Source organism: Sphingomonas floccifaciens, from assembly GCF_042681125.1.
Lineage (GTDB): Bacteria > Pseudomonadota > Alphaproteobacteria > Sphingomonadales > Sphingomonadaceae > Sphingomonas > Sphingomonas floccifaciens.
Genome location: NZ_JBHUFC010000001.1, coordinates 223,093 through 247,325 on the forward strand (window position 1 = coordinate 223,093; position 24,233 = coordinate 247,325).

The 24,233-nt window shown below is 68.1% G+C and carries 20 protein-coding genes and 1 pseudogene; 19 read left to right on the top strand and 2 right to left on the bottom strand.

Translation table 11 applies throughout. From position 1 onward, the window contains the following. Positions 1 to 14: 14 nt before the first annotated feature. The 10 genes from ACFSC3_RS01070 (at position 15) to ACFSC3_RS01115 (ending at position 12,246) form a co-directional block, all read left to right on the top strand. The gene (locus ACFSC3_RS01070; protein ID WP_380937862.1) at positions 15 to 2,348 is read left to right on the top strand and encodes a TonB-dependent receptor; all 2,334 of its coding nucleotides are present in this window, start codon (positions 15 to 17) and stop codon (positions 2,346 to 2,348) included. Continuing rightward, on the top strand, positions 2,348 to 3,319 hold the full coding sequence (locus tag ACFSC3_RS01075; RefSeq protein WP_380937864.1) for an MBL fold metallo-hydrolase: 972 nt from the start codon (positions 2,348 to 2,350) through the stop codon (positions 3,317 to 3,319). Before ACFSC3_RS01070 ends, ACFSC3_RS01075 begins: the two co-directional genes overlap by 1 nt. Next, the gene (locus ACFSC3_RS01080) at positions 3,316 to 4,161 is read left to right on the top strand and encodes an alpha/beta hydrolase (protein WP_380937866.1); all 846 of its coding nucleotides are present in this window, start codon (positions 3,316 to 3,318) and stop codon (positions 4,159 to 4,161) included. The genes ACFSC3_RS01075 and ACFSC3_RS01080 overlap by 4 nt, the downstream gene beginning before the upstream one ends. Continuing rightward, on the top strand, positions 4,158 to 5,474 hold the full coding sequence (locus ACFSC3_RS01085; protein WP_380937868.1) for a family 1 glycosylhydrolase: 1,317 nt from the start codon (positions 4,158 to 4,160) through the stop codon (positions 5,472 to 5,474). Before ACFSC3_RS01080 ends, ACFSC3_RS01085 begins: the two co-directional genes overlap by 4 nt. Before the next feature lie 56 nt (positions 5,475 to 5,530). Continuing rightward, the gene (locus tag ACFSC3_RS01090) at positions 5,531 to 6,412 is read left to right on the top strand and encodes an alpha/beta hydrolase (RefSeq protein WP_380937870.1); all 882 of its coding nucleotides are present in this window, start codon (positions 5,531 to 5,533) and stop codon (positions 6,410 to 6,412) included. Further along, on the top strand, positions 6,409 to 6,858 hold the full coding sequence (locus tag ACFSC3_RS01095) for a hypothetical protein (protein WP_380937872.1): 450 nt from the start codon (positions 6,409 to 6,411) through the stop codon (positions 6,856 to 6,858). Before ACFSC3_RS01090 ends, ACFSC3_RS01095 begins: the two co-directional genes overlap by 4 nt. Before the next feature lie 10 nt (positions 6,859 to 6,868). Further along, complete coding sequence (locus ACFSC3_RS01100) at positions 6,869 to 10,186, top strand: glycosyl hydrolase (protein ID WP_380937874.1); 3,318 nt, start codon at positions 6,869 to 6,871, stop codon at positions 10,184 to 10,186. A gap of 291 nt (positions 10,187 to 10,477) precedes the next feature. After that, a complete protein-coding gene (locus ACFSC3_RS01105; protein ID WP_380937876.1) occupies positions 10,478 to 10,726 on the top strand; it encodes a glutaredoxin domain-containing protein in 249 nt (82 codons plus the stop codon). 114 nt (positions 10,727 to 10,840) lie between these two features. Further along, positions 10,841 to 11,581 (top strand): cytochrome c oxidase assembly protein, encoded by a 741-nt coding sequence (locus tag ACFSC3_RS01110; protein WP_380937878.1) that lies wholly within the window; start codon positions 10,841 to 10,843, stop codon positions 11,579 to 11,581. After that, positions 11,578 to 12,246: a cytochrome b gene (locus tag ACFSC3_RS01115; protein WP_380937880.1), complete on the top strand. Its 669-nt coding sequence runs from the start codon at positions 11,578 to 11,580 to the stop codon at positions 12,244 to 12,246. The genes ACFSC3_RS01110 and ACFSC3_RS01115 overlap by 4 nt, the downstream gene beginning before the upstream one ends. A 13-nt stretch (positions 12,247 to 12,259) precedes the next feature. Here the strand turns inward: ACFSC3_RS01115 and ACFSC3_RS01120 are convergent. After that, positions 12,260 to 12,829, bottom strand: a pseudogene (locus ACFSC3_RS01120) (c-type cytochrome); the annotation flags it as partial. On the opposite strand from ACFSC3_RS01120, the gene ACFSC3_RS01125 reads away from it, so the two are divergent. The 5 genes from ACFSC3_RS01125 to ACFSC3_RS01145 all read left to right on the top strand — a co-directional run bounded on the left by ACFSC3_RS01125 (position 12,821) and on the right by ACFSC3_RS01145 (position 19,055). Next, the gene (locus tag ACFSC3_RS01125) at positions 12,821 to 13,243 is read left to right on the top strand and encodes a c-type cytochrome (protein WP_380937882.1); all 423 of its coding nucleotides are present in this window, start codon (positions 12,821 to 12,823) and stop codon (positions 13,241 to 13,243) included. The pseudogene ACFSC3_RS01120 and the gene ACFSC3_RS01125 sit on opposite strands and share 9 nt — an antisense overlap. Then, on the top strand, positions 13,236 to 14,261 hold the full coding sequence (locus tag ACFSC3_RS01130) for a cytochrome c oxidase subunit II (RefSeq protein WP_380937884.1): 1,026 nt from the start codon (positions 13,236 to 13,238) through the stop codon (positions 14,259 to 14,261). The genes ACFSC3_RS01125 and ACFSC3_RS01130 overlap by 8 nt, the downstream gene beginning before the upstream one ends. Further along, positions 14,258 to 16,798, top strand: coding sequence for a cbb3-type cytochrome c oxidase subunit I (locus tag ACFSC3_RS01135; protein WP_380937886.1), 2,541 nt, complete (start codon positions 14,258 to 14,260; stop codon positions 16,796 to 16,798). The genes ACFSC3_RS01130 and ACFSC3_RS01135 overlap by 4 nt, the downstream gene beginning before the upstream one ends. Beyond that, the gene (locus ACFSC3_RS01140) at positions 16,795 to 17,094 is read left to right on the top strand and encodes a hypothetical protein (RefSeq protein WP_380937888.1); all 300 of its coding nucleotides are present in this window, start codon (positions 16,795 to 16,797) and stop codon (positions 17,092 to 17,094) included. Before ACFSC3_RS01135 ends, ACFSC3_RS01140 begins: the two co-directional genes overlap by 4 nt. A 62-nt stretch (positions 17,095 to 17,156) precedes the next feature. Then, positions 17,157 to 19,055 (top strand): AI-2E family transporter, encoded by a 1,899-nt coding sequence (locus tag ACFSC3_RS01145; protein ID WP_380937890.1) that lies wholly within the window; start codon positions 17,157 to 17,159, stop codon positions 19,053 to 19,055. A gap of 63 nt (positions 19,056 to 19,118) precedes the next feature. On the opposite strand, the gene ACFSC3_RS01150 is transcribed toward ACFSC3_RS01145, so the two are convergent. Continuing rightward, entirely contained in the window at positions 19,119 to 21,191 is a 2,073-nt protein-coding gene (locus ACFSC3_RS01150) for a catalase (protein WP_380937892.1), read from the bottom strand. 197 nt (positions 21,192 to 21,388) lie between these two features. Between ACFSC3_RS01150 and ACFSC3_RS01155 the strand changes: the two genes are divergently transcribed. From ACFSC3_RS01155 to ACFSC3_RS01170, 4 genes are all read left to right on the top strand, one after another. Next, positions 21,389 to 22,483: an extracellular catalytic domain type 1 short-chain-length polyhydroxyalkanoate depolymerase gene (locus ACFSC3_RS01155; protein ID WP_380937894.1), complete on the top strand. Its 1,095-nt coding sequence runs from the start codon at positions 21,389 to 21,391 to the stop codon at positions 22,481 to 22,483. A 103-nt stretch (positions 22,484 to 22,586) separates the two neighbouring features. After that, the gene (locus tag ACFSC3_RS01160; protein ID WP_380937896.1) at positions 22,587 to 22,922 is read left to right on the top strand and encodes a DUF6481 family protein; all 336 of its coding nucleotides are present in this window, start codon (positions 22,587 to 22,589) and stop codon (positions 22,920 to 22,922) included. 197 nt (positions 22,923 to 23,119) lie between these two features. Then, complete coding sequence (locus ACFSC3_RS01165; protein ID WP_380937898.1) at positions 23,120 to 23,857, top strand: spermidine synthase; 738 nt, start codon at positions 23,120 to 23,122, stop codon at positions 23,855 to 23,857. Between the two features lie 81 nt (positions 23,858 to 23,938). Further along, complete coding sequence (locus tag ACFSC3_RS01170) at positions 23,939 to 24,214, top strand: hypothetical protein (protein WP_380937900.1); 276 nt, start codon at positions 23,939 to 23,941, stop codon at positions 24,212 to 24,214. The last annotated feature ends 19 nt before the right edge of the window (positions 24,215 to 24,233 follow it).

Here is a 24,233-nt window from a genome sequence, read left to right on the forward strand (position 1 = left end):
CTAGGAGGAACGGGATGCGCAAGGTAATGACGATGCTGCTGGCGGGGGCCAGCCTGGCCGGTTTCACCGGCACTGCCGGGGCGCAGGTCGCGCAGCCGGTCAGCCCGACCGACACGCCGGCGGCCGCTGCGCAGGAGGCGGATGACACCGGCGCCCCCGGCGACATCATCGTCACCGCGACCCGCCGCGCCTCGCGCCTGCAGGACGTGCCGCTGGCGGTCAACGCGATCTCGGGCGACCAGCTGGTCGAAAGCGGCTTCCAGAGCCTGACCGACATCCAGTACCAGCTGCCCGGCGTGCAGTTCGGCAATTCGCCCAACGACGCCGGCTTCCGCCTGCGCGGCGTCGGGTCGGCAGGTGGCTTCTCGTCGTCGTCGGAACAGAATGTCGGCACGGTGGTCGATGGCGTCGTCGTTCCCTTCGGCAACCCGGTGCAGAGCCTGGGCGACCTGGAGCGTGTCGAAGTGCTGAAGGGTCCGCAGGGCACCCAGTTCGGCAAGAACGCCTCGTCGGGCGTCGTCAGCATCACCACCGCCAAGCCGCGGCTCGGCGAATTTGGCGGCACGGTCAACGCCTCCTATGGCGAACTGAACGATTATAATGTCGGCGCCAGCGTCAACGTGCCGTTGGGCCAGACCGCGGCCATGTCGGTCTATGGCTTCGCGCGCGGCTATGACGGGTTCGTGCGCAACGTCGTGCGGAACGAGGATTGGGGCAAGACCGATGCCTATGGCGGTCGCGCGAAGCTCTATTGGGAACCGAGCAGCGATTTCAGCGCCTATCTGATAGGCGACTGGTCGCGCAGCAAGCAGCTCGGGCCGGGCCAGCTCTGGACGTTCAATCGCCTGCCCAATCCGGTCAGCCCGGTCATCGCCGCGCGCAACGCCAGCGTGACCGCGCTGGGCGTGCGTCCCGGCTTCGATAACGAAGTGTCGGTGGAAAACACCGGCGGCCTGATCGACGAGCGCAACTATGGCGCCTCGCTCGAACTGAACGCCCGGCTGGGCGACTATAATCTGACGTCGATCACCGCCTATCGCCGGCTCGACCTGCGGCCCACGACCTTCGCCATCGACGCATTCCCGCAGGACGTCTTCACGGCGCGCGACAGCGGCAACGATCGCAATTTCCTGTCGCAGGAATTGCGCCTGACCTCGCCGACGGGCGCAACGTTCGAATATGTCGCCGGCGTCTATCTCTCGCGGCTGCGCACCGGGCTCGACGGGTTCTTCAACAGCGCCCAGCTGCGTCCGGCGCTGCCCTTCTCGGCGTCGCCGCAGCTGTCGATCACCGCGGGCCAGACGTCGACGCGGACCAAGTCCGACAGCGCCGCGGCCTTCTTCGATGGCGCGATCCGCGTCAGCGACACATTCCGCATCCTCGCCGGCGGCCGTTACAGCTACGACTGGGTCGATGCGTCGAGCCGGTCGGTGGTCGACCCGCTGTTCCCGTCGGGCGCTGGGCCGAACGGCTTCACCGTGCCCTATACGGCGCGCCCGCTGTCGACCGGCAGCACGAAGCGCGGCGACTGGTCGGGGCGCATCGGCTTCGAGGCGAAGCCGCAGGACGACATCCTGTTTTTCGGCACCGTGGCGCGGGGCTATCTGGGGCCGACGGTCACCTTCTCGGGGCTGACGGGATCGCGGGTGCAGGTCAATCCGCAGACGGTCGTCGACATCACGGTCGGTGCCAAGACCCAGCTGTTCGATCGCCGCCTCACGCTGAACGGCAACATCTTCTACGACATCTACAAAAACCTGCAGACGTCGGTGTTCAACGGGCTGGAATTCCTGACCGAGAATGCCGGCGGGTTCGAGGCTGCGGGCTTCGAGGTGGAGGCGTCGTGGCGTTTCAGCCGGATGTTCTCGGTCAACGCGGCCTATACCTATTCGGACACTTATTTCACCGATTACGTGACCGCGTGCCCGGACACGTCGGCGTCGACGACCATCGTGTGCAACCTGCCCGGCAACCAGTTCCAGGCGCGCGGGCTGCCGCTGTCGGGGGCGCCGAAGCATAGTGTCCAGGCGGGTGCGAACCTCGACATTCCGCTGTCGGATTCGCTGAAGCTCGACGGGTCGGCAACCTATTACTACCGTAGCGAAGTGACCTATGATCCCGGCGAACTCTATGCCCGCCAGCCGGGGTACGACCTGGTCGGTTTGAACATCGGCATCGGCGCACCCGATGGGCGCTGGCGGGTGGGCGCGTTCGCGCGCAACCTGTTCGACACCAAGTTCCAGTCGGCGGTTATCGTGCTGCCGTTCACGACGCCGGGCGGCGTGGTCAACTGGAACACGCGCGATGGACGCCGGACGCTGGGCGTCCAGCTGTCGGGCCGCTTCTGATGCGCGGGGCGTGGATGGCGGGGATGGCGCTTGCGTGCCTGCCCGCCATCGCCTCCGCCCAGAGCTGTCCGCCGTTGCGCTGGACGACGCTGGGCACGGCGGGCGGCCCGGTGCCGACGATCGATCGTGCGGAGCCGTCGAACCTGCTCCAGGCGGGGAAAGAGGCGATCCTGGTCGATACCGGCGACGGGACGGTCAACCAGCTGGCGAAGCAGCGCCTGACGCTCGCTGCGGTGCGGACGGTCATCCTCAGCCACCATCATCTCGACCACACGGGCGGGCTGGCCGCAGTCATCGGATTGCGCTGGATGAACGGCTTTCCGGGCGTCCTGACCCTCTATGGACCGCCGGGCACGCGCGCGCTGGTCGACGGCATTGTCGCGTCGATGGCGCCGCCCGCGCGGATCGGCTTCGGTCTGGGCAAGGCGCCGCCGCCCCCCGCGGGGTCGGTGCGTGTGGTCGAGGTCGGCGACGGTGCGCGCTTCACCATCGACGCGCTGGAGGTCGTGGCGGCGGCCAACAGCCACTTCGACCATGACGGCGGCGGCGCGTCGGCGGTGTCGCTGTCCTATCGCTTCACGCTCGGTGGCCGGGTCATCACCTACACCGGCGACACCGGCCCGAGCCCGGCGGTGACAAAGCTGGCCAAGGGCAGCGACATGCTGGTCAGCGAAGTCATCGACCTCGACCGATTGCTCGCGGGCATCCGTCGGCAGCGTCCGGACATGGATGCGGAGACGGCCGCCGGCATGACGCAGCATCTGCGCACGCACCACCTGTTGCCCGCGGACATCGGCGCGATTGCCGCCACGGCGGGCGTGAAGCGCGTGGTGCTGACCCACTTCGCGATCCCCGGGCCGCTCAGCGAGTCGGAAGCGACGCTGCGCAGCGGCATCGCCACGCGCTACGCCGGCCCGGTCGACCTGGCCCGCGACGGCGCAGCGTTCGACGTGGGATGCGCGCGCCCATGATCCAGCCGCCGGCCGAGCGCGACGCCATCGCCGCGATGGGCACCGTACTCGGGCCCGACGTGCTGGCGCGTGTGCAGTCGCTCTACCGTGCCGAGCAGGACGGTTTCGCCGCGACCCAGCCGGTTGCGGTCGCCGATGCCGCCTATGGCCCGCATGAGCGCCAGCGGCTCGATCTCTATACCCCCGCTGCTCCGGCCGCGCCGGTGCTGTTGTGGGTCCACGGCGGTGGCTTCGTTCGCGGCGAGAAGGCGAGCGACGCACATCCCTACAACGCGCACGTCGGACGTTGGGCGGCGCGTAACTGGCTGGTCGGTGCGGTGATGAACTATCGCCTGCTGCCCGACGCGCGCTGGCCATCGGGCGGGGAGGACGTCGCCGCCGCGGTCGACTGGCTGACCGCGAACGTCGCGGCGTCGGGCGGCGATCCGGCGCGCATCGTCGTCGCGGGAACCTCGGCCGGCGCGGTGCATGTCGCGACCGCCCTGCAATGTCGCCTGCTGCCATCCACCGTGCGCGGCGCGGTGCTGCTGTCGGGCCTCTACGGTGCAATGGCGCCCGAAGATCGCGACGTGCCCTATCTCGGCGAGACGAGCCCGCTCGATCCGGCGCGGATCGCCGCCGCCACGGGCGTGCCGATGCTGCTCGCCTGTGCCGAGCACGACCCCGCGCGCTTCCAGACGGAGACGCTGGCGCTGGCCGGCGCGGTGCAGGCGGCCAGCGGGCGACTGCCGCGGCTGTCGGTCGTTGCCGGGCACAATCACTTCAGCCTCGCCTGCCACCTGGGCGGCAACGACACGCGGCTGGCGAACGACATCCTCGATTTCGTGGAGACGATGACATGACGATCGATCGACGCGCGATTCTCGCCGGTGGTCTCGCCGCAGGCGCGGCGATGACGCTGCCCGGCGCGGCGCCGGCCGCGACCGGTGGCAGCTTTCACAAGGGCTTCCTCTGGGGCGCCTCGACCGCAGCGCATCAGATCGAGGGCAACAACACCGCGTCCGACCTCTGGCTGCTCGAACACGTCAAGCCGACCGTGTTCGCCGAGCCGTCGGGCGACGCCTGCAACAGCTTCGCCCTCTGGCCGACCGACATGGATCTGGTGAAGTCGCTGGGTCTGACCGCCTATCGCTTCAGCCTGGAATGGGCGCGGATCGAGCCTGAGCCCGGCGAATTCTCTATGGCGATGCTCGATCATTACAAGGCGATGATCGACGGTGCGCGTCAGCGCGGCCTGCACCCCGTGGTCACCTTCAACCACTTCACCGCGCCCCGCTGGTTCGCCGCGCAGGGCGGCTGGACGTCGGACGCCGCGCCGGGGCTGTTCGCGCGATATTGCGCGCGGGCAGCGAAGCATCTGGCGGCCGGGATCGGCCATGCGGTGACCCTGAACGAGCCGCAACTGCTCCACATCCTGAAATGGGGCGGGCTGCCGCCGCAGGTCTGGGCGATCCAGAAGGCGACGCTCGACGCCGCGGCGCGCCAGCTGGGCGTGCCCAAATTCTCGTCTGCCAACGTCGCCGACCTCGCCGACCTGCCGGCGATGGACCGCAACCTGCTAGCCGGACACCGCGCCGCGCGCGAGGCGATCAAGACCGTGCGCGCGGACCTGCCGGTCGGCGTCAGCATTGCGGTCGAGGACGACCAGGCGATCGGATCGGCCCCGCAGCGCGATCGCAAGCGGGCGGAGGCCTATGCGCCGTGGCTGGAAGTCGCGCGCAAGGACGATTTCATCGGCGTGCAGAACTACACCCGCGCCCGCTTCGACGCGAACGGCCCTGTCGCGCCGCCGGCGGCTGCGCCGCGCAGCGACCTCGGTCAGGAATTCTATCCGCCCTCGCTCGGCAATGCGGTGCGCTACGTCCACGCCGAGGCGCGGGTACCGGTGCTGGTGACCGAGCATGGCGTCGGCAGCGCCGACGATCGGCTGCGCCAGCAGCTGATCCCGCAGGCGCTCGCCGGGCTGAAGGCGGCGATGGACGATGGCGTCCCGGTGCTCGGGTACCTGCACTGGAGCCTGCTCGACAACTACGAATGGATCTTCGGCTACAAGCCCAAGTTCGGCCTGTTCGCGGTCGATCGCACGACCTTCAAGCGCACGCCCAAGCCGAGTGCGACCTTGCTCGGCGCGATCGCGCGGAGGAACGCCCTGTGAGAGTTGCGCTCGTCGCCCTGATCGCTCTCGCCGCCGCACCGCTCGGAGCGCAGACGATGCCCAGATTCGCAATCAAGCGAATAGAGGCGCCGCAGGAGGCAGGCGCGATCCTGCTGCCGGTAGCCGCGCCGTCCGACCCGAAGACCCCGCCCGAGAGCTGGGGCCTGCTGGTCGGTGACTTCCCCGATGGTTCGCACATGGAGCAGCGGATCGTTCGCAACGTGACGGCGCCGGCCATCTTCCCGGTTCTGCCGAAGCCCGGGACGGCCACCGGCGCTGCGGTCGTCGTCGCGCCGGGTGGGGCGTTCAAGTCGCTGTCGATCGATCAGGAAGGGTTCGATGTCGCGCGCAAGCTGGCGGATCGCGGCATTGCCGCCTTCGTCCTGAAATATCGCCTCAACCCGACGCCCGTCGACGACAACGAACACCTCGCCGCGGTCGGCCGGGTGTTTGCCGAGACCATCGCCCGCGGCACGCGACCGCAGCTGAAGGAACCGCGCGCCACCGAGGATGCGCTGGCCGCGCTGGCTCTGGTCCGCCGCGACGCCGCCCGCTTCGGCGTCGATCCGGCGCGAGTCGGGATGATCGGCTTTTCCGCCGGTGCCCAGACGGTTCTGAACGCCGCACTGGAAGGGAAGGGGGCCGCCCGCCCTGCCTTCATCGGCTTCATCTACGGACCGATGGACCCGGTGACGGTGCCGGCCGACGCGCCGCCGATGTTCGCGGCGATCGCGTTCGACGATCCGCTGTTCGGGCGCGGTGCGATGGGGGCGGTGGACAGTTGGCGCAAGGCGGGCGTGCGCACCGAGTTCCACGGATACGAACGCGGCGACCACGGCTTCGGCGCAGGCAAGCCGGGCACGACCAGCGTCGGGGTGATCGACGCCTTCCGCCTCTGGCTCGCGACCGACGGCTGGCTGGCGCCGCGCGCGCGATGATGTCGCCGGCCCGATACATCGCCATCGAAAGCGCGGTCAGTGCGGTGATTAACGCGGTGCTGAGCATCGCCTTCACGCTGGCCGTGTTCGGACGGGTGGCGCAGGTGCCGGCGGGCGACCTGATCTTCGACGCCGTGCCACAGACGTTCATGGTGGCGCTGATGGCGACACTGGTTCCGACGCTGCTGACGCGCAAGCGCCTGAAACAGGGGCGCGCGCCGACGATGGCGCGCTTTCCCGTGGCGTTGCCGCGATCGGCGCCGGTGCGTGCCCTGCTTGCCGCGGTGGTGCTGGCGTTGCTCGCCTGGGTCGCCCATCGCATGCTGCTGCCGATCAATGCGAGTTTCGCCTTTTCGAGCGTAGTGATCGCCAAGGCGCTGTACGGTGCCCTGCTCGGGCTGATCGTCACTGCGCTCGCCGTCCGGATCGCGCTCGGCGAAGAATGAGGGGATGACGATGCGAAGGTTGGTCTCCGGGGTCGCGTTGCTGGCGCTGGCCGTTTCCGCGGCAGCCGGTGCGCAGACTGCCGATCCGCTCGCCGAGGGCTTCCGCGATCCGCCCGCCGACGCGCGGCCGCGGACCTGGTGGCACTGGCTGAACGGCAACATCAGCGAGGAGGGGATCACCCGCGATCTGGAATGGATGAAGCGCGTCGGGCTGGGCGGCGTCCAGAATTTCGATGCATCGCTGATGGCACCGCAGATCGTCGAGAAGCGCGTGCCCTACATGTCGCCCGAATGGCAGCGCGCCTTTGCCCATAGCGCACGCACCGCAGACCGACTGGGGCTCGAACTTGCCATCGCCTCGTCCGCAGGCTGGAGCGAGACGGGCGGACCGTGGGTCGCGCCGGCGGACGGCATGAAGAAGCTCGTCTGGTCGGAGGTCGACGTCGATGGCGGCAAGCGGCTGGCGGGGGCGATGCCCCGTCCGCCATCGGTGACCGGCGCCTATGGCAGCGCCCCGTTCAGCGATCCGCTCGCGGCGTTCGAGGGCGGCCACCCACCGGCCAAGCCGCAGGCATCGGGCGACGTGCGCGTCCTCGCCTGGCCGATCCCGGCGAAGGCGCTCGGCCAGCCCAGGGCAACGGCGGCGGGTGCAGCGATCGACGCTGCCGCGCTGGTCGATGCCGACGAGGCGTCGGTCGCCTCGGTCCCGAAGGGCGACGGCACGACCCCGCCGGCGATCGTCTACGACTATGCCGCCCCGGTGACCGTGCAGGCGGCGACCTTCTACATGCCCGACGCACTGCCGCCCTTCGGCGACCCGGCCTATCTGCCGGTGCTGGAGGTCGCGGAGGGTACCGGCTGGCGGCGTCTGGCCGAACTGCCGCTATCGGGCGTGCCGACCACCGTCGCCTTCGCCCCCGTCACGGCGGCGCGCTTCCGCATCGTGCTCGGACCCAACACGGGGCCGAAGCGCCCGCCGCTCGACATGCCGGTGCCGGGTGCGCAGCTGGAGAATATCTTTCCGAGCCCAAAGCCCAGCACGAGCGTGCCCATCGGGACCTTCCGTCTCGATGCCGGGCCGCGGGTCGATCGGTTCGAGGCCAAGGCGGGATTTGCCACGGTCGGCGACTATTATGCGCTCGACGGCCGGGCGCCGGAGGCCGCCGGGGTCGCTCCGGCAAGCGTAATCGATCTCACCGACCGCCTGCGCCCCGACGGCACGCTCGACTGGACCGCACCCAAGGGCAGTCGCTGGCGCGTCGTCCGGCTGGGCTGGTCGCTGATCGGCAAGACCAACCACCCGGCCACACCGGATTCGACCGGGCTGGAGGTCGATAAGATGGATGGCGCCGCGGTGCGCCGCTACCTCGACACCTATCTGGCGCGGTACAAGGCGGCGGCGGGCGAAGGCATGATCGGCGCGCGCGGCGTGCGGGCGCTGCTGACCGACAGTATCGAAGCGGGGCCGGCGAACTGGACCCCCGCGCTGCTCGACCGGTTCAAGGCATTGCGCGGCTATGACCCCACGCCCTGGCTGCCTGCGCTGACCGGCGTGGTGGTCGACAGCCGCGCGCGCAGCGACGCCTTCCTCTACGACTGGCGCCGGACGCTGGCCGATCTCGTCGCGAGCGAACATTATGGGACCGTCGCCAGGGTCGCGCATGATGCGGGTCTGACGGTCTATGGCGAGGCGCTGGAGGACCAGCGGCCGCAGCTGGGCGACGACATGGCGATGCGCGCCCATGCCGATGTGCCGATGGCGGCGATGTGGACGTTCCGCAAGGACGGTGCCCCGCGCCCGACGCTGATCGGAGACGCGCTGGGGGCCGCGTCGATCGCGCATGTCGCGGGCAAGCGCTATGTCGCGGCGGAGAGTTTCACCTCCTTCGGCGCGCCCTGGGCGTTCGCGCCGGCCGATCTGAAGCGCGTCGCCGATCTGGAATTCGCGCTCGGCATCAACCGGCCGGTCATCCACACCTCGGTCCACAATCCGGTCGAGAGCAAGGCGCCGGGCCTGAGCCTTGCGGTGTTCGGACAATATTTCAATCGCTTCGACAGCTGGGCCGAAATGGCGCGGCCGTGGGTCGATTATCTCGCGCGCACCGGCTTCCTGCTTCAGCAGGGTCGCCACGTCGCCGACGTCGCCTGGTTCTATGGCGAGGAAGCGCCGCTGACCGCGATCTTCGGCCGCGCGGTTCCTGCCGACCTGCCCACTCGGCACGGCTTCGACATGGTCAATGCCGCGATCCTCGCCGAGCTGAAGGTCGACGGGCGGGAGCTGGCGACGCCGGGCGGTGCCCGCTACCGCGCGCTGTATCTGGGCGGCAGCAGCGCGCGGATGACCCTGCCGACGCTGCGCCGCGTCGTGGCGATCGCCGAGGCCGGTATCCCGGTGATCGGCGCGGCGCCGACCGGCTCGCCCGCACTCGGCGACGATGTGCCAGAGTATCGCGCTCTGGTCGCACGGTTGCAGCCGAAGCTCGCGCCGATCGCCGGTGGCGACATCGATGCCGCGCTGGTCGGGGCAGGGATCACGCCCGACCTGACCGTGACGGGCGGTGCAACGCCGCTGTTCCAGCATCGTCGCACCGATGCCGCCGACATCTATTTCCTGTCGAGCCGCAGCCCGCAGGCGGCAAGCGTCGAAGCCCGCTTCCGCGTGGCGCCCGGCCGCCGGCCCGAAATCTGGCATGCCGACACCGGCGTGGTCGAGGCGGTATCGTATCGCCGCGACGGTGACACGGTCGTCGTACCGCTCGACCTGGCGGCGGAGGACAGCCGCCTCGTCATCTTCCGCGGGACCGGTGCGGCGGATGCGATGACCGCGGCGGCGCAGTCCGAGCGGGTGGTCGCCACGCTCGACAGTGCCTGGTCGGTCTCGCTCCAGCCCGGACGCGGGGCGCCGGAGACGATCACGCTCGATCGTCTCGCGGGACTGGAAACGCAGGCCGATCCGGCGGTACGCTATTTCTCGGGCATCGCGACCTATCGTCGCACCATCGACCTGCCGAAGACCGCTGCGGCCGAGCGGCTGTCGCTCGACCTGGGGCAAGTCGGTGACGTCGCGGAAGTGCGGGTGAACGGCCGCGTCGTCGGTCAATCCTGGCATGCCCCCTGGCGCGTCGCGCTCGGCGATGCGCTGCGCCCAGGCCGCAACACGATCGAGGTGCGCGTCGCCAACCTCTGGGTCAATCGTCTGATCGGCGATGCCCAGCCCGGCGCGACGAAGGTCACCTGGACGTCGCTGCCGACCTATCGCCCCGACGCTCCGCTGCGTCCCTCCGGCCTGATCGGGCCGGTTCGCATCCTCGCCACGTCGGCGAAGTGACGAGGGGGCGCGTAGAGGCTGTCGGGCCATAGCGAACGGCACACTGGGAAGCGCGTTCGTTCCACCGAAGCGCTTTTCCAAACCCTCGATCGTTATACTCGTCATTCTTTGAACGGTCTGGCTTGCAAGTCATTGGAACGACAGTAGCTTGCAGCGGATCGGTACCTTGCCGCGAGTGACCGGCCCAAGCGCGCATCGCCGCTCTTTGCGAAATTGCGCCGATGCTTCGGAACGACCGGCGGAGTTGCTCGCTCTCAGCGCGTGAGCGCCCGACGTCCGCGGAGAAATCGAATGACCGAGAACAAATCTGCCACGCTGTATCGCATGGTGCTGCCCGACCACACCTGCCCCTTCGGCGTCCGCGCCAAGCAGCTCCTCGAGACCGCCGGGTTCGAGGTCGACGACCAAATCCTGCGGTCTCGCGAAGAGGTCGAAGCTTTCAAGGAGGAGCAAGGCGTCGAGACCACGCCCCAAATCTTCATCGATGGCGAGCGGATCGGCGGGAGCGACGATCTCGAACGCTATCTGGAAACGGCTTGATCGCCGATCCGACCGTGAGCGTTACAGTACGCAACTCGGGCATTGCCGGCGCGGCGGTGACGATTGTCGGGGCGGCAGATTGCGCCGGGTCGAGGGGTCAGTAGGGTAGTGCGGATGACGACGACCGCACAAGCGCCGCTGTGGCAGCCCTATTGCGGCGCTGCCCCCGATCCGGCGCATTGGTTGGCGCATTGGAACTGGGACCCGGTGCTGCTGGCCGTTCTGGCGGGCATGCTGGGTGTCGGTTTCGTCATGGCGCGCGCGCGGGCGTGGAGCCAGCTCGGTGTCGCGGCGACGATGCTTGTCTTGTTCGTGAGCCCGCTCTGCGCGCTGGGTTCGGCGCTGTTCGTCGCACGATCGGTCCATCATCTGGCGCTCGTGCTAGTAGTTGCGCCGTTGCTGGTCGCGGCGGTCGGGCAGGCGGCCTTCCCCAAGCTGTCGCTGACCGGGGCGACCGTCATCCAGACCGCGATCTTCTGGCTGTGGCATGTGCCAGCCTTCTATGAGCGCGCCATGTCGGCCGATCTCGTCTTCTGGGCGATGCAGCTGTCGATCACGATCAGCGCCGCGATCTGGTGGACGTCGCTGCGTCGGGCGGGGACAATGGAGGCGGCGGCCGGCGTGCTGGCGCAGATGGTCCAGATGGGCGTGCTCGGGGCGCTGCTGGTGTTCGCCGGCCGCGCCTTCTACGCACCCCATGCCCATACGACGGCGGCCTGGGGGCTGTCGGCGCTTGAGGACCAGCAACTCGCCGGGCTGATGATGTGGGTGGTCGGCGGGGGTGCCTATCTGCTGATCGCGACGGTCGTCCTCTGGCGCGCGCTTGCCCCGTCCGCCGAGCCGCGCTCCGCATGAGCAGGCTTCAGGCGTGGGCGCATCGTTATCGCAAGCGGGGCCGATACACGCCCGTCGGCGTCGCGTTCCACTGGATCATGGCCGCGGTCGTGATCTTTCAGCTCGGTACCGGCTGGTGGATCCAGCGCTATCTGGTCGGCGGCGAGAAGCTTGCGGCCTATGCACTCCATTCGGAGATCGGGCTGACCCTGCTGGCACTGGGTCTGCTGCGGCTGTTGTGGCGGCTGATCGTGCCGGGGCCGATCAACGACGCCGACAAGCCGGGTTTCTCGTCGACGGTCGCCCATGTGACCCACGGCGTCTTCTATGCGCTGTTCACCCTGCTGCCTGTGTCGGGTTGGGCGATGTGGTCGGCGATCCAGCCCGCCCAGCCGCTGTATCTGGCCGGTATCATCCCGATCCCGGCAATGCCGTTCCACGACCTGTCACGCGCGTGGCAGTTCCGCGTGCTCGACTGGGCGATGGACTTGCATGTCGGCGGCGTGATCGTGCTGGCGCTGCTTGTGCCCGCGCATGCGCTGGCTGCGATCAAGCACCATCTGGTCGATCGGGACGACGTGTTCGAGGGCATGTTGCCGGAACTGACCGATCACCGCCACCATCCGCAAGGCCCGCAGCATACGCCGCCACCGCTTGCCGATCCGCAGCCGGGAGCGCGCGGCTGATGCTCGTCATCGCTCCGTCCGCATCGCCATATCGCTTGCCCGACGCCCAGTCGTCGAGCTGGCGCGCGAGATATGCCGCGGGTTGCCCCGCCAGCGGCGGATTGCCCGCGTTCCCGTGGCCGTCGGCGCCATGGCAACTGGCGCACGACGCGATCCTGCGCGCGGGGACACCGTCATGATAAATGCTCGCCGCGTTGCAGGCGGCACTCGCGGCCTTCGCGATGGCGCCGGCATCCCAGGGCAGGGCTGCGTAATAGGCGGTGACCTTTTCGCGCGCCTGTCGGTCGAGGCTACGGGCGATCCGATACATCTGCGGGTTGCGTCGCGCGCCGGAGGCGAAATGTTCGAGCTGGCGCAGGGCATAGCCCTGGTCGAGCCCGGCCAGGCGCGGCGCGAGGTTGCCGTCGCCTTGCCCGCGCGTTCCGTGGCAGGTCGAACAGGCCCCCGCCGCCCCGGCAGCGCTACCGCTGAAGGCGATCGTCTCCCCGGTCGCCTCGAACGGATCGGTCGCGTTCATCGGCGACGAGCAGCCGGAGAGGGCAAGGGCGGCCAGCGCGAGCGGGAAGAGGGGCGAGTGCGTCATCGGTGGAGCCTCCAACCCCGCCGCCGGAGCGCGGGTTCCAAACTAGGTGCGCTGGTCGCCGTTGCCGCGCTGGCCGCGATGACCGCCGCGTGCAAGCCGCCGCCCGCCGCGCGCCATGATTTCGACCCCGCCGCGGTGGAGCGTGGGCGCGAGGTTGTCGCGGCAGCCGGCTGTGCCGCCTGCCACGCCTTCCCTGACATCGCCTGGCCGAAAGGGCGCGCCGGCCCCGACCTGACCCGCTTCGACGGCTATGGTCCGATCGCCGGCGCGCTACCCAACACGCCGGCCAATCTCGCCGCCTTCGTCCGCAACGCGCCCGCGGCCAAGCCCGGCAGCACGATGCCCGCGATGCCCATCACCCGATCCGAGGCGCGCGATGTCGCCGCCTATCTTTATGGTATTTCCGATGACTGATCGCTCGACCGCCTTCGACGCGTGGTGGGGATGGCCGCCGCCCGTGCTCGACCCGGCCGGCCCCTATGCGGAAAGCGTGACCGTGCTCGCCTGGGTGTTGTTCGGCATGGGCGTGGTGGTCACGGCGATCGTCGCCGCCGCGCTCTATGTCGCGCTGGCGGGTCCGGCTCGCCTAAAGGCGAAGCTGGGCGGCGAAAAGATGGTCTGGGTGATGGGCATAGGCTTCCCCGCGGTCGTGCTGACCGGTCTGCTGATCTGGGGCCTGACGCTAACCGCCTCGCTGACCGACCCCGTCCGCGGCGACGAACAGCGCATCCGCGTCACCGGCCATATGTGGTGGTGGGATGTCGAATATCTAGATGCGCAGGGCCGTGTCGTCCTGCGCGACGCCAACGAACTGCATCTGCCGGTCGGGCGACCGGTCGTGCTCGAACTGCGCAGCGTCGATGTCATCCACAGCTTCTGGGTGCCGAACCTGTCGGGCAAGGAGGACATGATCCCCGGCCGCACGAATTTCCTGAAGGTGCAGGCCGACCGGGCGGGTCGCTACGGCGGCATCTGCGCCGAATATTGCGGCGGACCGCATGCGCTGATGGGCTTCGTCGTCGCGGCGCATAACGATGCCGATTATCGGCGACTGCTGGCGGGCGGCGGGTTTGCGACGCCGGCCCGCATCGATCCGCAGGCTGTGCCCGGGCGGATGCCGGCGATCAGGCGCGCAACGGCGGCTACCGCGTCGGGCGCACCCGATGGGCAGGCGCTGTTCATGGCGAACGGCTGTGCGGCCTGTCACCGGGTCGCAGGGACGGCGGCTAACGGGTTGTCGGGGCCGGACCTGACGCATCTGTCGCGCCGCCTGTCGCTGGGCGCGGGCATCCTCCCGAACAATCGCGGCACGCTGCAAGGCTGGATCGCCGACAGCCAGGCGTTGAAGCCGGGCAACCGCATGCCGAGCTACGACATGCTCTCGGCACGGGAGGTCGCCGCTATCGCCGCCTGGCTGGACACGCCGCGATGAGCGAGACCGGGTTCGACCACGCGCTGTACGACCGCTTCCCGACGCAAGGCCCCCGGCCCGACGGCGAGTTAGAGGAGCTGGAACGCATCTGGTGTGCGCCCAGGGGGTGGCAGCTGCTGACCGCGGTCAACAACAACTACATCGGCATCTATTACATCGGGACGGCCTTCCTGTTCTTCGTGCTCGCCGGCGTCCTGTCGCTCGGCATGCGCGTGCAGCTCGCCGCGCCGTTGATGACGTTCCTGCCGGTCGACACCTACAACCAGTTCTTCACCATGCACGGCACGGTGATGATGTTCCTGTTCGCGGTGCCGATGGTCGAGGCGATCGGCGTGCTGTTGCTACCGCAGATGCTGGCGGCGCGCGACCTGCCGTTCCCCCGGCTGTCGGCGTACGCGTTCTGGGCCTATTTCGTCGGCGGGCTGCTGTTCTTCTGTTCGCTGTTCGTGGGGCTGGCCCCCGATGGCGGTTGGTTCATGTATCCGCCGCTCACCAGCATCGCCTTCAGCCCCGGTATCAACACCGACTTCTGGCTGCTGGGCATCGGCTTCATCGAGATTTCGGCGATCGCCGGCGCGATCGAGATCATCGTCGGCGTGCTGCGCACCCGCGCGCCGGGCATGACGCTCAGCCGCATGCCGGTCTTTGCCTGGGCCATGCTGGTCTTCGCGGTGATGATCGTCGTCGCTTTCCCGAGCGTCATCCTCGGCACATTGCTCCTCGAACTGGAACGCGCCTTCAACTGGCCATTCTTCGACCCCACGCGCGGCGGCGACCCGATGCTGTGGCAGCATCTGTTCTGGTTCTTCGGCCACCCCGAGGTCTACATCATCTTCCTGCCAGCCGCCGGCCTGATGAGCATGATGGTGGCGACGATCGCGCGCACCGAACTCGTCGGCTATCGCCTGAACGTCCTCGCGATCATCGCGACCGGCTTCATCAGCTTCGGCGTGTGGGCGCACCATATGTTCGCAACCGGCATGCCGCGCGTTTCCACTGGCTATTTCAGCGCCGCCAGCATGGCGGTCAGCCTGCCTGCTGGCATCCAGGTCTTCTGCTGGATCGCGACGCTGGCGAACGGAAAAATCCGCTGGTCGGTCCCGGCGCTGTTCGTGATCGGCGGGCTGCTGGTGTTCGTCATGGGTGGCCTGACCGGCGTCATGGTCGGCATGGTCCCGTTCGACTGGCAGGCGCATGATTCCTACTTCATCGTCGCGCACCTGCATTATGTGCTGATCGGGGGCATGGTGCTGCCGATGTTCGGCGCCTTCTATTACTGGTTCGGGATGAGCAGTTCGCGTGCCCTGTCCGAACGGGTGGGGCGGTGGGTGTTCTGGCTGATCTTCACCGGTATCCACATCACCTTCCTGCCGATGCACCTGACCGGGCTGATGGGCATGCCGCGGCGGGTCTATACCTATCTGCCCGGGCGCGGGCTCGATCTGCTGAATCTGGTGTCGACTGTCGGCGCCTTCGTGATCGCGATCGGCGTGCTGCTGTTCATCATCGATGCCGCCGCCAAGTTCCGTATGTCGGCGGAGGAGGAGGCAGGCAACGTCTATGGCGGCGGAACGCTCGAATGGTTGCCGACGGGGCTGTATTCCACCCGCTCGATCCCGATCGTTCATAGCCGCGAGCCTTTGTGGGACGACCCCGACCTTGCCCGGCGGGTGGAGGAGGGGCGCTACTTCCTGCCCGGCAGCGCGACCGGGCTGCGCGAGACGCTGATCACCAGCCCGATCAATGCCGAGCCGCAGTACCTGCAGATCATGCCCGGCCCGTCGCCCTGGCCACTGGCGGCGGCGGTCGGGACCGCGCTGCATTTCCTCGCGCTGACCGTGCAGGCCTATGGCTTCTCGCTGTTCTGCGGTGTCGTCGCTATCGCGTGCGTGCTGCGCTGGCTGTGGGAAACCGACCGGCCGTTGAAACACGAACAAGCCGATGTCGGCGGCGGGATCGTCCTGCCGATCGCGATCACCGGGCCGTCGAGCCACGGCTGGTGGGCGCTCAATACGCTGATGGTCGTGATGGGGATGATCGCCTTTATGGCGGTGTTCGGCTATCTCTACCTCTACGGCCTCCGCCCCGATATCTGGATTGCTCCGCCGCCGCTTTGGCAGACGGCGGTGGTGAGCGGGTTGGTGATTGCCGCCTTCCTGCTGGCGAAGGCCTCGCGCGGCCTTCTCGCGCGATCGGAAAAGAACGTCTTTCCGGGGCAGGGGCCGTGGCTGCTCGCCGCTCTGGCAAGTGGCGCGCTGGCGCTGTCGGCCTGGCTGGACTGGTCCGGCTGGCAGGCGGCCGGACTGGCGCCCGATGCCAGCGGGCAAGGTGCCACTGTCTTCGCACTGGTCGCCTTCCAGGGCGTCTGCGCGGCCATCGCGGTCATCATGGGCCTGTATCTCGGCTATCGCAGCGGGCGCGGGCTGGTGTCGGGGCCGGCGAACGTCACGCTCGACATCGTCACGCGCTTCATCGGCTATGTCGCGGTGCAGGGGCTGGCGACATCGCTGGTCTGCCGGCTGTTTCCGGGGGGATGACGATGCCGGGGCCGTATAGCGAGACGACGGACTGGCAAGGGACCGCCTGGGCATTCGCGATCTGGGCGGCGCATTTCTCGCTGCTGTGGGGCGCGAGCAGCGTGTTTCCGGACCAGCCGCCCGCTCGCTGGATCGCGCTGGCCGGGACCTTGGTCGCGATCGGCGGGCTCGCGATCCTGTGGCGCGTGCGGATCAGAGCAAAGGGCGACCCGCGCGACAGCCGCATTCTGACGCTTGCGACCGGCGTATCGGCGCTCGCCGTGCTGTTCGGTGCCCTGCCGGCATTGGTCGGCTGACGCAAGATCGCCACGGACCGAACTGATCTGACGCGAGTTTCCTGCTGTCGAAGGGATAGCAGATGAACGAGGGAACGGGGCGGCCAGACTTGGCGACGGGGGTCACGGCCGCCAAGGTTCCGAGCAGGGACGGGTTGCTGGGGCTGGCGGTGGCCGTCGTCGTGATCGCGGGCCTGTTCCTGGCGAAGGACGTGCTGGTTCCGATCACGCTGGCGGTCCTGCTGTCGTTCGTGCTGTCGCCGATCGTGCTGCTGCTCCGACGCCTGCGCGTGCCGAAGGGGCTGGCGGTCTTCGTGGCTGTGCTGGGGGCGCTGGGCGTGCTGGGCGGGATCGGGTCGCTCGTCGGGCTTCAGGCCGCGTCGCTGTCCGACAAGGTGCCCGGCTATGTCGCGACGGCTCAGGTCAAGGTCGACAACGCGACCCGCATGGTGACGCAGCGCCTGCCGTTCCTCGCACCGAACACCGCGCCGCCGACGATCGCGGCAGACCCCAAAGTGGTCCGCGGTACGCGCAGCCACCCGCTGAACGTCCGCGTCGTCGAAAAGCAGATTCCGGTACTGCAACAGGTCGGCGGCTATCTGGAGCCCGTGGTCGCGCCGTTCGAGACGTTCGTCATCGTGCTGGTCGTCGCCATCTTCATACTGATGCAGAAGGAGGACCTGCGCGACCGCATGATCCGCCTGTTCGGATCGTCCGACCTGCATCGTACCACCGCGGCAATGGACGACGCCGCCGGGCGGTTGAGCCGCTATTTCCTCTCGCAACTCGCGGTCAACGCCAGTTTCGGCCTGACAGTCGGCATCGGGTTGTGGTTGATCGGCCTGCCAGTGCCTGCGCTGTGGGGCATCCTCGCCGGCATCCTGCGGTTCGTGCCCTATATCGGCGCCCTGCTGGGGGCGGCCCTGCCATTGGCGGTCGCGGCCGGGGCTGATCCGGGCTGGACGACGATGCTGATGGTCGCGGGGCTGTTCATCCTGCTCGAGCCGCTGATCGGCTATGTCATCGAACCGTTGCTCTACGGCCATTCGACGGGCCTATCGCCGCTGTCGGTCGTGCTGGCGGCGGTGTTCTGGACCTGGATCTGGGGACCGGTCGGACTGGTCCTGTCGATGCCGTTGACATTGCTGCTGGTGGTGCTGGGCCGGCACATCCCGAGCCTTGAGTTTCTTGATGTGCTGCTCGGCGATCGTCCGGCGCTGACTCCGGTCGAAAGCTTCTACCAGCGGATGCTGGCGGAGGACCCGGACGAGGCGCTGGAACAGGCCGAGAGCCAGCTCGTCGAACGCTCGCTGACGGCCTATTATGACGAGGTCGCGCTGGCCGCGCTCAAGTTGGCCGCCGCCGATGTCGAACGCGGAGCGATCACGCGGGAGCGGGCAGGGCGCGTGGTCGATTCCATGCTGGTCCTGATCGACGAACTGGAAGGGCAGGAGGACACGGCCGTGCCCGCGAGGCGGCGCGATGGGCCACTCCAGCCGCTGTCCGCCGAGGCCGCCGGATTCGAGGAAACCGCGCCACCCTCGCTCCCCACGGTGCCGGCCGGTTGGGAGGGGGACGGACGCGTGCTGTGCATCGCCGGTCGGGGCGTACTGGACGATGCGGTGACGGCAATGCTGGAGCAGTTGCTGTCAAAACGCGGGTTCGGCGTGAACCGCGTTCCGCACGAGGCCGGGTCGCGCGCGAATATCGGACGGCTCGATGCATCGGGCGCCCGGCTGGTGTGCATCTCCTATCTGGAGATCGGCGGATCGCCTTCGCACCTGCGCTATCTGGTCCGCCGTATCCGCGCGCGGGTCGGCGACGTGCCGATCCTCGTCGGCTTGTGGCCCGAGGGAGAGGCCGCGCTGACCGACCGCGAGATCCAGCGGACATTGGGCGCCGACCTCTATGTCGGCACGCTGGGCGCGGCGGTCGAGGCGTGCCTCGATTATGCCGATCGCGAGGTGGATGTCGCCGCCTGACGGACGATCAGGCGGCGTCGATGGGCGGTGGGGCGAGCGGCGAAACCCGCTCGCCCGATCGGGTCACGCCAGCGTGCGAACGCCCGGTTCCCGCGCATAGAAGCGACGGGCGGCGGCGGCGACGAACGCGTCATCCGGCGCGGTCACACCCTCGTCCGCCTCGACCCCGGCCTTGTCGAGCAGGGGTTTGGCGTCCGCGCTCGCGCCGATGGCTTTCAGGTGGCCGAAGGCGTCCATGACGAACTGCACCGCGGCGGCTTCCTTCAGCAGCGCCTTGCAGCCGTCGCTTGACACCACGACCGCCACGGCGTCGAAGATCTGGCTGGGCGTGCCGGCAAGCTGCCCGTCCGCCTTGCGCTTCGATCCGTCCGCCAGCGTCGCGCCACCGACCTTGGGGGCGACCAGGACGGCCTTGCCCTCAGCAGCCTCGACCGCCGACACCAGCGTGTCGATCGCCGTGCCGTCGCTGCCATCGGTGAACAGGATGCCGACGCTGCGCCCCTCCAGCGTGTCCTTCATGTTCTTGTGGATCGACAGCGCGTCGGACGGTGCCATGTCGACCGGCTCGCGGGCGGCCGCCGCCTTTTCCGGCAGGTCGATGCCCAGACCATCCGCGACGCGCTTCGCCAGATCCTCGTCGACGTTGCGCAGATTGGCTACCATACGCGGCGGAACCTGATCGAGCACGCCGACCTTCGACAGTTCGAATACGAAGGACGACGCGATATGCGCCTGTTCGTTTTCGGTCTGCGACCGGTAGAACAGCCGGGCCTGGCTGTAATGATCGGCGAACAGCTCGGCCCGAACGCGCAGCTTGTCGCCATGTTCGTCCGGCCCAGTCGCCGCATTCACGGTGGCGAAGCCGCGCTCGACGCTCTCGCGTGGACCGCCGTCCTCGCCGTGGGCGGCCAGGCTATTCGGCTCGTAGTTGGCGCGGCCCTTGGGAACGTGGGTCTGCATCTTGCCGTCGCGCTGGAAATTCCCGAATGGACAGCGCGGGGCGTTGATCGGGATCTGGTGGAAATTGGTCGTCCCCAGTCGCGAATTCTGCGTGTCGAGATAGCTGAACAGCCGCCCCTGGAGCAGCGGGTCGTTCGAGAAATCGATGCCCGGCACGATGTTGGTCGGCAGGAAGGCGACCTGCTCCGTCTCTGCGAAGAAATTGTCCGGATTGCGGTTGAGCGTCAGCGTGCCGATGATCCGCACGGGCACGTCGTCTTCCGGAATCAGCTTCGTTGCGTCGAGGACGTCATAAGGCTGGGCTTCCGCGAAATCCTGATCGAACACCTGGATGCCCAGATCCCATTGCGGGAAGGCGCCGGTGTCGATCGCTTCCCACAGATCGCGGCGCTGATAGTCGTTGTCGGCAGCCTGGAGCTTGAGCGCCTCGTCCCAGATGGTCGATTGCAGGCCAAGCCGCGGCTTCCAGTGGAATTTGACGAAGCTCGCTTTCCCCTCAGCGTTGACCAGCTTGAAGGTATGGACACCGAAGCCCTCCATCGTCCGGAACGAGCGGGGCAGGGTGCGGTCCGACATCGCCCACATCAGCATGTGGGTCGTCTCGGGCATCAGCGACGCCCAGTCCCAGAAGGTGTCATGCGCGCTGCCCGCCTGCGGATAGGCGCGATCGGCCTCCATCTTCACCGAATGGACAAGGTCGGGAAATTTGATCGCATCCTGAATGAAGAAGACGGGAATGTTGTTGCCGACCAGATCCCAATTGCCCTCGCGAGTGTAGAATTTCACCGCGAAGCCGCGGACGTCGCGCGGAGTGTCGACCGAGCCCGCACCGCCGGCGACCGTCGAGAAACGGACGAAGACTTCGGTCTGCTCACCCTTAGTGAAGACCGCGGCCTTGCTGAGGTCGGAGATGTCGTCGGTCGCCTCGAAGACGCCATGCGCGCCCGATCCGCGGGCGTGGACGATCCGCTCAGGAATACGCTCGTGGTCGAAATGGAAGATCTTCTCGCGAAGGACGAAATCCTCCAGCAACGTCGGCCCGCGCGCACCCGATTTCAGGCTGTTCTGATTGTCGCTGATTGGCATGCCGTGATTGGTGGTCAAGACGGGCGCGTCGCCGGTCGCGCGCTGGTGCGTCTCGCCACCGTTGCCGGTGACTGTGTTGGTATCGCTCATGAAAATCCTTCGGGCGCCATGGTGGACTCACGCGTTGAAACGAAGCACGGCGCGGAAAGCCCCACCTGCGAACGTTTATCGGTGGCATTGATCCCGATCGTCGATGTTGCGGGTTGAAGCTGATCCCGCGAAGCCTGATATGTTGCAGTGCAGCAAAGGTCGGTTTAGACTTCTGCCCTTTAAAGACGGGAGCCGCTATGCGACGGCTAAACGACACGATCACGCGCCTGCGAGCGCATCTGCCTACTGCCGACAGCGCAGGGCCAAACCCGCTATCCCCGCGTCTTCAGCCTTTCGAGACGACGCGACCGAACCCTGGCGATCTGTCCGCCAAGGCGTTCGTGCCGGCCGGTGGGGTGGCCATGCCGTTGGTCGTGGTGCTCCACGGCTGCAAACAGACCGCCGATAGCTATGATGTCGGTTCGGGCTGGTCCGCGGTCGCCGAGCGGAACGGCTTCGCGGTGCTGCTGCCCGAACAGGCGACCGGCAACAATCCCAACCGCTGCTTCAACTGGTTCCAGCCCGGAGACGTGCGGCGGGGAAGCGGGGAAGCGCTGTCGATCCGCAACATGATCGCCGAGATGGTCGAGCGTCATGCGATCGACCCGGCCCGTGTCTACGTGACCGGCCTGTCGGCGGGCGGGGCGATGGCGTCGGTGATGCTTGCCGCCTATCCGGAGGTGTTCGCCGGCGGCGCGATCATCGCCGGCCTGCCGTTCGGGACGGCCGATACCATTCCGCAGGCGTTCGACCGGATGCGGGGGCATGGCTTGCCCGATGCCGCGCAACTGGGTCGGCTGGTCAGCCGGGCGTCCGATCATGCCGGGCTGTGGCCGACCATCGCGGTCTGGCACGGATCGGCCGACGCCACCGTCTCGCAAGCGAATGCGGAGGCGATCCTCGACCAGTGGCGATCGCTGCACGGCGTCGCGGCGGCGGCTGATCGGCGGGACGTCGTCGACGGCGCGGTGCGGCGGCAGTGGATCGACGCCGGTGGCCGGATATGCCTGGAGGATTACCGCATCGCGGGAATGGGGCATGGAACCCCGCTCACATCGAGCGGTACCGGCGCGTGCGGATCGCCGATGCCCTATATGCTTGACGTCGGGATTTCCTCGACATGGCATATCGCGTCCTCCTGGGGCCTGGTCGATGCGGCGTCGGACGACGGCATTATGGTGCCCGAGCCGATCGCGAGCGATCGCGGATCGTCGTCGCCGCCTGGGCTGCACATGGTCGATGTCCAAGCGACGATCGAGCGAGCCTTACGCTCGGCCGGCCTGATGCGATGACGGCGATCACGAATATCGAAACATTGGGTTGGGCGAGCGGACCTGGTCTGATAGGGGGCCTGTCCCAAGGCCGCACTTCGCCGCTTGAAAAAGGGTATGAGTAATGGCGCGGTTCACGGCACCTGACTTCAACGACCGCGCGGCGGCAGCGGCGAAAGCGAAGCAGAAGGCGCTCGAACTTCTGCGCAACAAGCCGCCGCTCGATCCCGCGATCGTCGCAGAGCGCCAGGCGGCACAGGCGGCGCGCGACGCCGCGGCGCAGGAAAAGCGGCAGGCCAAGGCTGCGGCCGCCGAGGCGCTGGCAGCTGAGAAGGCGGCGCGAAAGCTCGCTGAAGCGGCTGCTGCCGAAGCCGAGGCGCAGCGGGCCGTTCCGACCGAAGCGGAGCGGAAGGCCGAACGTGACGCACGCTACGCCGCGCGCAAGGCGCGGAAGCGCTGAGATTCGTCGCCGCGCAGGCTGATCCTGCGGCGGCGCTTTGCTCCATGCATCGACCCGCGTTTCGGCGAACCATCCGCGCTGCGCCTCGATCGCCAAGACCTGGGAATTTCCATGACCGATTTTGAAGCCGCTCCTCTGCGGCGGCGTCACGCGCGCATTGCGCCGACCAGTCTGACACAGTCGTCGGCTGACCGATCATGCTGACATCCGACCTGGCGCCGACAGCGCTCGATACGCCGCTTGTTCCGGTGTCGTCACCAGAGGTCGTCTGCGTCGATACCGCGGCCATCCCGGGCGGTGGCGTGTTGCGCCTGTTGCGCTGCGGCTCGTCCTTCTCGATCCAGTTCGGCGACGACGAATTGATGGGAAGCGATGCCTATGGTTCGGAACAGGCGCTGGCGGACCTGGCGATCGAGCGGTTGGGGGACCGGCACGACCGCATCCTGATCGGTGGTCTCGGCATGGGCTTCACCCTGAAGGCCGCGCTGTCCCGTCTTCCGAACAGCTCGGCCGTCGTCGTCGCCGAACTGGTGCCGACGGTTGTGAGCTGGGCGAAGGCGGAACTCGCGCACCTCTATGGGACCGCGCTCGACGATCCGCGCCTGAGGCTCGACATCCGTGACGTGCACGACGTGATCGCGGAAGCCGACGGCAGCTTCGATGCGATCCTGCTCGACGTCGATAACGGACCCGACGGGTTCATCCGCCCCGCGAACGACCGGCTGTATTGCAACTGGGGCCTCCGCGACGCCCGTTGCGCCCTGCGGCCGGGCGGCGTGCTCGCGGTCTGGTCCGCCTATCGCGACGACGCCTTCCACGCGCGTCTCGAAAGCGCAGGCTTCACGGTCGAGGAAGTGTCGGTCGCCGACGAAGTGAGCGACGATCGGGCGCCCTATACGATCTGGCTGGCGACCCGGCCTGCAAACGCCGACTGATCGCCCCATCTTTGGGATAGCGGGCAGGAAAGCGACAGCTTTGGGTTGTGATCGTCCGGCCGTGCCGCCACCGTGGCGCGCATGACGGGAAAGCTGGCGAAGTCCGAAGACTATGCGCGGGGGCAGCGGGACGGGCTGCGCCTCGCGCTGTCGATCCTGCTTGCGGAAGAAGCCAAGTGGGAGGCGATACTGGGCGAGAGCCCGTCATGGCGCACCAACGCGATCCGATCGGTGCGTCACAAGGCGTATCAAATCGCCCGAAAGCGCGTCCAGACCGCCCTCAACCGCCTGCTCCCCAAGGACGAGGCCGCCTTGCCCAACGATATCGCTGAGATGATCGAGCAGGCGGGGCTGTAGCCGGGCGACGGCTCGGGTT

Coding starts and splice junctions, on each gene's coding strand:
- ACFSC3_RS01070 (WP_380937862.1), top strand. CDS start 15: ATGCGCAAGGTAATGACGATGCTGCTGGCGGGGGCCAGCCTGGCCGGT.
- ACFSC3_RS01075 (WP_380937864.1), top strand. CDS start 2,348: ATGCGCGGGGCGTGGATGGCGGGGATGGCGCTTGCGTGCCTGCCCGCC.
- ACFSC3_RS01080 (WP_380937866.1), top strand. CDS start 3,316: ATGATCCAGCCGCCGGCCGAGCGCGACGCCATCGCCGCGATGGGCACC.
- ACFSC3_RS01085 (WP_380937868.1), top strand. CDS start 4,158: ATGACGATCGATCGACGCGCGATTCTCGCCGGTGGTCTCGCCGCAGGC.
- ACFSC3_RS01090 (WP_380937870.1), top strand. CDS start 5,531: ATGCCCAGATTCGCAATCAAGCGAATAGAGGCGCCGCAGGAGGCAGGC.
- ACFSC3_RS01095 (WP_380937872.1), top strand. CDS start 6,409: ATGATGTCGCCGGCCCGATACATCGCCATCGAAAGCGCGGTCAGTGCG.
- ACFSC3_RS01100 (WP_380937874.1), top strand. CDS start 6,869: ATGCGAAGGTTGGTCTCCGGGGTCGCGTTGCTGGCGCTGGCCGTTTCC.
- ACFSC3_RS01105 (WP_380937876.1), top strand. CDS start 10,478: ATGACCGAGAACAAATCTGCCACGCTGTATCGCATGGTGCTGCCCGAC.
- ACFSC3_RS01110 (WP_380937878.1), top strand. CDS start 10,841: ATGACGACGACCGCACAAGCGCCGCTGTGGCAGCCCTATTGCGGCGCT.
- ACFSC3_RS01115 (WP_380937880.1), top strand. CDS start 11,578: ATGAGCAGGCTTCAGGCGTGGGCGCATCGTTATCGCAAGCGGGGCCGA.
- ACFSC3_RS01130 (WP_380937884.1), top strand. CDS start 13,236: ATGACTGATCGCTCGACCGCCTTCGACGCGTGGTGGGGATGGCCGCCG.
- ACFSC3_RS01135 (WP_380937886.1), top strand. CDS start 14,258: ATGAGCGAGACCGGGTTCGACCACGCGCTGTACGACCGCTTCCCGACG.
- ACFSC3_RS01140 (WP_380937888.1), top strand. CDS start 16,795: ATGACGATGCCGGGGCCGTATAGCGAGACGACGGACTGGCAAGGGACC.
- ACFSC3_RS01145 (WP_380937890.1), top strand. CDS start 17,157: ATGAACGAGGGAACGGGGCGGCCAGACTTGGCGACGGGGGTCACGGCC.
- ACFSC3_RS01150 (WP_380937892.1), bottom strand. CDS start 21,191: ATGAGCGATACCAACACAGTCACCGGCAACGGTGGCGAGACGCACCAG.
- ACFSC3_RS01155 (WP_380937894.1), top strand. CDS start 21,389: ATGCGACGGCTAAACGACACGATCACGCGCCTGCGAGCGCATCTGCCT.
- ACFSC3_RS01160 (WP_380937896.1), top strand. CDS start 22,587: ATGGCGCGGTTCACGGCACCTGACTTCAACGACCGCGCGGCGGCAGCG.
- ACFSC3_RS01165 (WP_380937898.1), top strand. CDS start 23,120: ATGCTGACATCCGACCTGGCGCCGACAGCGCTCGATACGCCGCTTGTT.
- ACFSC3_RS01170 (WP_380937900.1), top strand. CDS start 23,939: ATGACGGGAAAGCTGGCGAAGTCCGAAGACTATGCGCGGGGGCAGCGG.